5 protein-coding genes are annotated in these 5,148 nt (G+C 69.1%); all 5 read left to right on the forward strand.

What is annotated here, in order from left to right; translation table 11 throughout:
* The first annotated feature begins 13 nt into the window (after positions 1-13).
* Positions 14-139: a transposase gene (locus tag ONA70_RS34575; RefSeq protein WP_265010695.1), complete on the forward strand. Its 126-nt coding sequence runs from the start codon at positions 14-16 to the stop codon at positions 137-139.
* Positions 140-421: 282 nt separating this feature from the next.
* Entirely contained in the window at positions 422-2,875 is a 2,454-nt protein-coding gene (locus tag ONA70_RS34580; protein ID WP_265010691.1) for a metallophosphoesterase, read from the forward strand.
* A 256-nt stretch (positions 2,876-3,131) separates the two neighbouring features.
* A complete protein-coding gene (locus tag ONA70_RS34585) occupies positions 3,132-3,533 on the forward strand; it encodes a VOC family protein (protein ID WP_265010692.1) in 402 nt (133 codons plus the stop codon).
* Between the two features lie 12 nt (positions 3,534-3,545).
* Positions 3,546-3,887, forward strand: a complete 342-nt coding sequence (locus ONA70_RS34590; protein ID WP_265010693.1) for a YciI family protein — start codon at positions 3,546-3,548, stop codon at positions 3,885-3,887.
* Entirely contained in the window at positions 3,884-5,092 is a 1,209-nt protein-coding gene (locus ONA70_RS34595; RefSeq protein WP_265010694.1) for an RNA polymerase sigma factor, read from the forward strand. Before ONA70_RS34590 ends, ONA70_RS34595 begins: the two co-directional genes overlap by 4 nt.
* Positions 5,093-5,148 lie beyond the last annotated feature (56 nt).

The raw sequence follows: 5,148 nt of genomic DNA on the forward strand, positions 1-5,148 counted from the left end.
GACGTGCCGACGGATCAACACCACCCTCACCCTCACCCTCAACGAGCGCGCCTGGACGTGCCCGGGTTGCGGGGTCGAGCACGACCGGGACATCAACGCCGCTAAGAACATTCTCGCCGCCGGGCTGGCGGAGAGGTAAAAAGCCTGCGGAGCTGATGTAAGACCCCAAGGGAAAATCCTCCCGGCAAGGCAGTCGGCGGTGAAACAGGAAAATCTCACGGGCGACCGTGGGAATCCCGGCCCCTTCCGGGCCGGGAGGATGTCAAGCCACCAGTCTGCCCTGCGCGCGCGCCGGGCAGCCGATGTGTGCCGTGCGTGGTCAGGGGCCGGCCCGTTCCGGTTAGGGCTGGGTTCATCGGGTGATCACCGCGCCCGCCTAGCCTCCGGCATCGTTGATCGTGACACGGGCAAGGAGCTGGGCGTGCAAGGCAAACGAAAACTCGGCATCACACTGACCTCGGTCGCTGCGCTGGTCTTGTCGGTGGGGCTGTCCACCCTGGCGGGCGCGGCGGGTGGCGAGCTGCAGCGGATCACCCCGCCGGTCGACCCGAACAGCCCGCCCCAGGATCGCCTGGTTCTCGCCGTGATCGGGGACTACGGCGGTTGCGGCGTCGACCGGACCTGCGCCGAGGAGTATCAGGTCGCGGACATGGTCCACTCCTGGAACCCGGCAGCCATCTTCACCACCGGCGACAACACATACCAGCAGGGCCTACCCGAGGAGGTCGTCAAGGCCCAGGCGCCCTACAAGGCGGACATCGACGCCGGCAGGATGTTCCCGATCATGGGGAACCACGACTACGGCAACGGCTGCTCGCCGGAGAGTGTCCAGCCGAGCCTGGACTACTTCAAGGTTCCGGCCGCCTTCGTCGCCGGCTTCGGCAACGGGCTGCTCGACTTCGTCAACCCCGACGCCAACTGCCAGACGGCGACGGGCACCGCCAACCCGCCGATCTACGACACCTACCGCAACACGCTCACGAACAGTTCGGCCGCCTGGAAGGTCGTCGGCGGCCACCAGCCGATCTACTCCTCCGGCAAGGCCGGCAACAACCTGGACCGTTCCTGGCTGATGACGCCGGGCGTGGACCTGATTCTCGCCGGCCACGACCACCACGCGGAGCACATCGAGACGGCAGACGGCTACCACATCGCCATCTCGGGTAACGGCGGTGCCGGCCTGACCCCGCTGTTCAGCGTCGCGCCGGGCAGCAAGTTCCGCGATGCCACGCACTTCGGGGCGATGCGGCTGACGGTGACCCCGGACTCGCTGAAGGCGGAGTACCTGTCCCTGCCGGGGACCGTCGACTACTACTTCCTGCTCAAGAAGGACACGCAGGGCCGCGCGTACCTGGCGGAGCGGTCAAACTGGGTCGACCCCGACCCGGATCCGGGCGGGAGCCCGATCCCGAACAAGTACACGGTCTCGTTCGACCTCGCGGCGGACAAGGTCGACGGGCTGACCTACAAGAACTACGAGGACGGCCCGTTCGTGACGACGGAGGTCGACGGCCGCCGGGCGCTGGAGCTGCAGAAGAATCCGTTCGGCGGCGCCAACCAGTTGTACATGTTCGTCGACGACGCGGCGATCTCCGGCGGGCCGTACCAGGTGAAGGCCTCGATCAGCTACCGGTCCCCGGCCACGGGCTCGTTCGCCGTCCAGTACGACTCGCAGCAGAGCGGCTCGGCCTACCAGCGTTCGACGGCGGTGACGATCGGCGCCGACCAGGTGAACCAGTGGCAGACGGCGACCATCGACATTCCCGATATCCGGTTCACCAACCGGCAGAACGGCGGTGCGGACCTGCGGCTGAACGCGCTCGCCAACCTTCCGCTCGCCATCTCGGCGGTGCGCATCGACGTGGTCCCAGCGGCGCCCCCGGCGACCCGGGTCGCGATGGACTTCTCCGGTGAGCCCGACGGACTGACCTGGATTCCGTACGAGAGCGGGCCCGCGCACGAGATCGTCGTCGACGGTCGGCGTGCCCTGCAGATCGACCGGAACACCTTCAACTCCGGCAACAACCTCTACCTCGCCGTCGACGACCGCTACATCACCGGCGGCCCGTACGATGCCACCGCGACGATCGAGTACCGTTCCCCGGTCGCCGGCTCGTTCGTCCTCCAGTACGACTCGGGAGCCACCGGGTCGGCGTACCAGAGCACGACCCGCGTGAGCATCACCGCCGCGATGGTCGACACCTGGCAGACCGTGACACTCGACCTGCGGCAGGTCCTGTTCCGCAACCGGCAGAACGGCAACGCCGACATGCGGATCGTGGGCGCGAACAACCTGCCCCTCGTCATCGGCTCGATGAGCGTGCAACTCGCCGACAACCCGGCGCAGTTGCTGAAGGCGGCACAGGCCGCGGTCACCGCCGCCGAGGCCAACCCGTCGGCAGCAACGATCACGGCGGCCGAGGCAGCCATCGCGAAGGTCACCGACGCCACCCAGGTGGCGGCGCTGAACCAGCGGCTGGCGGTCGTGAAACTCCTCGTCCAAGCCCGCAACCTGCTCGACCGGATCGCCGCGACCGAGCTGAACGACGCCGAGCAGCTCGACGGCGCCGTCACCGACCTCGCCGAGGCGGCAGCAACCGTGGAGCAGTTGCCGGCCGACCGGCGGGGCGACCTGCCGGAGCAGGTCGGTGCGGCGAAGCGCCGCATCGTCGAGGGCCTCGCCGGGTTCTTCGCGAAGCCCGTCCAGGGCAAGCCGGCACCGATCAAGCGGTCCTGGCTGGACCTGGTCGTCTCCGACACCTATGACCGGTTCGGTGAGACCGACCTGCACGACCGGGTGATGGAGATCGTGCGTAGCCACGCCACCGGCTGGGAGGTAACCAGCGCGATCAACGAGTTCCTCGCCTCCCGGTAAGCGGGAACGGTTCCGCCCCGCCCCGGAACCATCCGGCAGCCCAGCCGCGCGGCTCGCCTCGGCACCACCGTCGACCACCGCCGCGACTCCGTGGCGACCTGATCCGCCGGTCCGACGCTGAGCGCGGCGAGTTCTCTGCCGGGTTGGGCACGCCACCACCGCCGGTCGGCGAGAAGAATCTTGATCGGGTGTCGTGTCAGGCCTGCTCCCGGTCGTCTAGGAGGTGGAAGCGCCGACTGAGCAGGGAGTAAAGCGCATGAAACCGATCATGAACACCTTGGACATCGCCGTGGCGGACATCGCCGCGTCGATCGCGTTCTACCGCCGCCTGGGCCTGGTCTTCCAGGTCGACCCCAACTACGCCGAGCACGCGGCGTGCGACCTGCCGGGCGGCCTGCATGTGATGCTGAACGAGGAGAAGTTCACCGCGATGGCCCGTCCCGGCTGGACCCGGACCGCCGGCAGCCCGCCGATCTTCCTGGCGTTCCAGCTCGACACCCCGGCCGACGTCGACGCGAAGTACGCCGAACTCGTCGGCGCCGGCTACGCCGGGTCGCGGGAGCCGTGGGACGCGTTCTGGGGTCACCGCTACGCCACGGTGCTCGATCCGGACGGCAACGGGATCGACCTGTACTGCCCGCTGCCCAGCCACGGCTGAGAAGGTGGAGCTGTGAAGTACGTGCTGATGTTCGTCGAAACCGAGCAGTTCGCCGCGGATCTGGCCGCCATGGGCGAGGCCGAGCGGGAGCGGGCGTACGGGCGGGTACGGCAGTGGTTCGCCGACAACGCCGACAAGATCAAAGGCCATACCTATCTGATGCCGTCGCACACCGCCACCACGGTCCGGCTGGAGGGCGGTGAGCCGGTGATCACCGACGGGCCGTTCGTGGAGGGCAAGGAGATCATCTCCGGGTTCGCGGAGATCGACGTCGCCGATCTCGACGAGGCGCTGCGCATGGTCGCGTCATGGCCGGCGTGTCCGCTGGTGGAGATCCGGCCCATCGCCGGGTGAGTGCCGCCGAGGCGGAGCTGGCCCGCGTGGTACGTGACCACGCGGGTCGGCTCGCCGCATCCCTCGTTTCCCTGATCGGGGATTTCTCCGCCGCCGAGGACCTGGTCCAGGACGCGGTCGAGGCCGCCCTGCAGCACTGGCCGGTCGAGGGAGTCCCCGCGAACCCGGCCGGCTGGCTCTACACGGTGGCGCGGCGGCGCGGCCTGGACGTGCTGCGCCGCGACGCCCGCTACCACGACAAACTCGCCCTGGCGGCATGGCCACCCCGGCCGGAGCGGGACGACCGGCTGCGGCTGATCTTCACGTGCTGCCACCCGGCCCTGCCGCGTACCGCCCAGATCGCCCTCACGTTGCGCGTGGTCTGCGGCCTGACCACCGCCCAGATCGCCAAGGCGTTCCTCCTCCCGGAAACCACGGTGGCGCAGCGGATCACCCGCGCCAAGAGGAAGATCGCCGACGCGGGAATCCCGTACCGGATCCCGGACGCGGACGACCTCGGTTCCCGGATGTCCGAGGTCCTGGCGGTGGTGTACCTGCTGTTCAACGAGGCCTACCTGCCCACCACCGGCGAAGGCGTGCCATCGCGGGACCTGGCCGACGACGCCGAGTTCCTCGCCGCCATGCTCGCCGCGTTGATGCCCACCGAACCGGAAGTCCTCGGTCTGCTGGCCCTGATCCGGCTGCACCGCGCCCGGGCTGCGGCCCGCTTCACCGCCGCCGGTGAGATCATCCAGCTGCCGGACCAGGATCGCAGCCGCTGGGACCAGCAGATGATCGCCGACGGGGCCCGGCTGATCGCCAGAGCCGCCACGTTCAAGAAACCGGGCCCGTATCAGCTGCAGGCCGCGATCGTGGCCGTGCATGCCGAGGCACCCCGGTGGGCCGACACCGACTGGGAACAGATCCTGCTGCTGTACACCATGCTCGACGGCCTGGCGCCGTCACCGGTCACGAAACTGCACCGTGCTGTGGCGCTGCGCGATGTGGCCGGGCCACAGGCGGCACTGTCCGCGGTCGAGGACCTCGCCGCGCCGCTGTCCGGTTACCACCTCTGGCACGCCATCAGGGCCGAGCTGTTGCGTGATCTCGGCCGCGCCGACGAGGCGCGGGCGGCGGACGCGCGGGCGCTGGAGCTGACGGCGAACCCGGCCGAGCAGTCGCTGCTGCGCCAGCGGATCAACTGGGCGTCAGCTTCTCGGCCTTGAAGGGGTCGAGGTTGCGGATCGTGTTCGGTGCTGGCTGCATCGGTCACGCCGCGTTT

It is taken from the genome of Micromonospora yasonensis (assembly GCF_026013475.1).
Classification (GTDB): Bacteria; Actinomycetota; Actinomycetes; order Mycobacteriales; family Micromonosporaceae; genus Micromonospora; species Micromonospora yasonensis.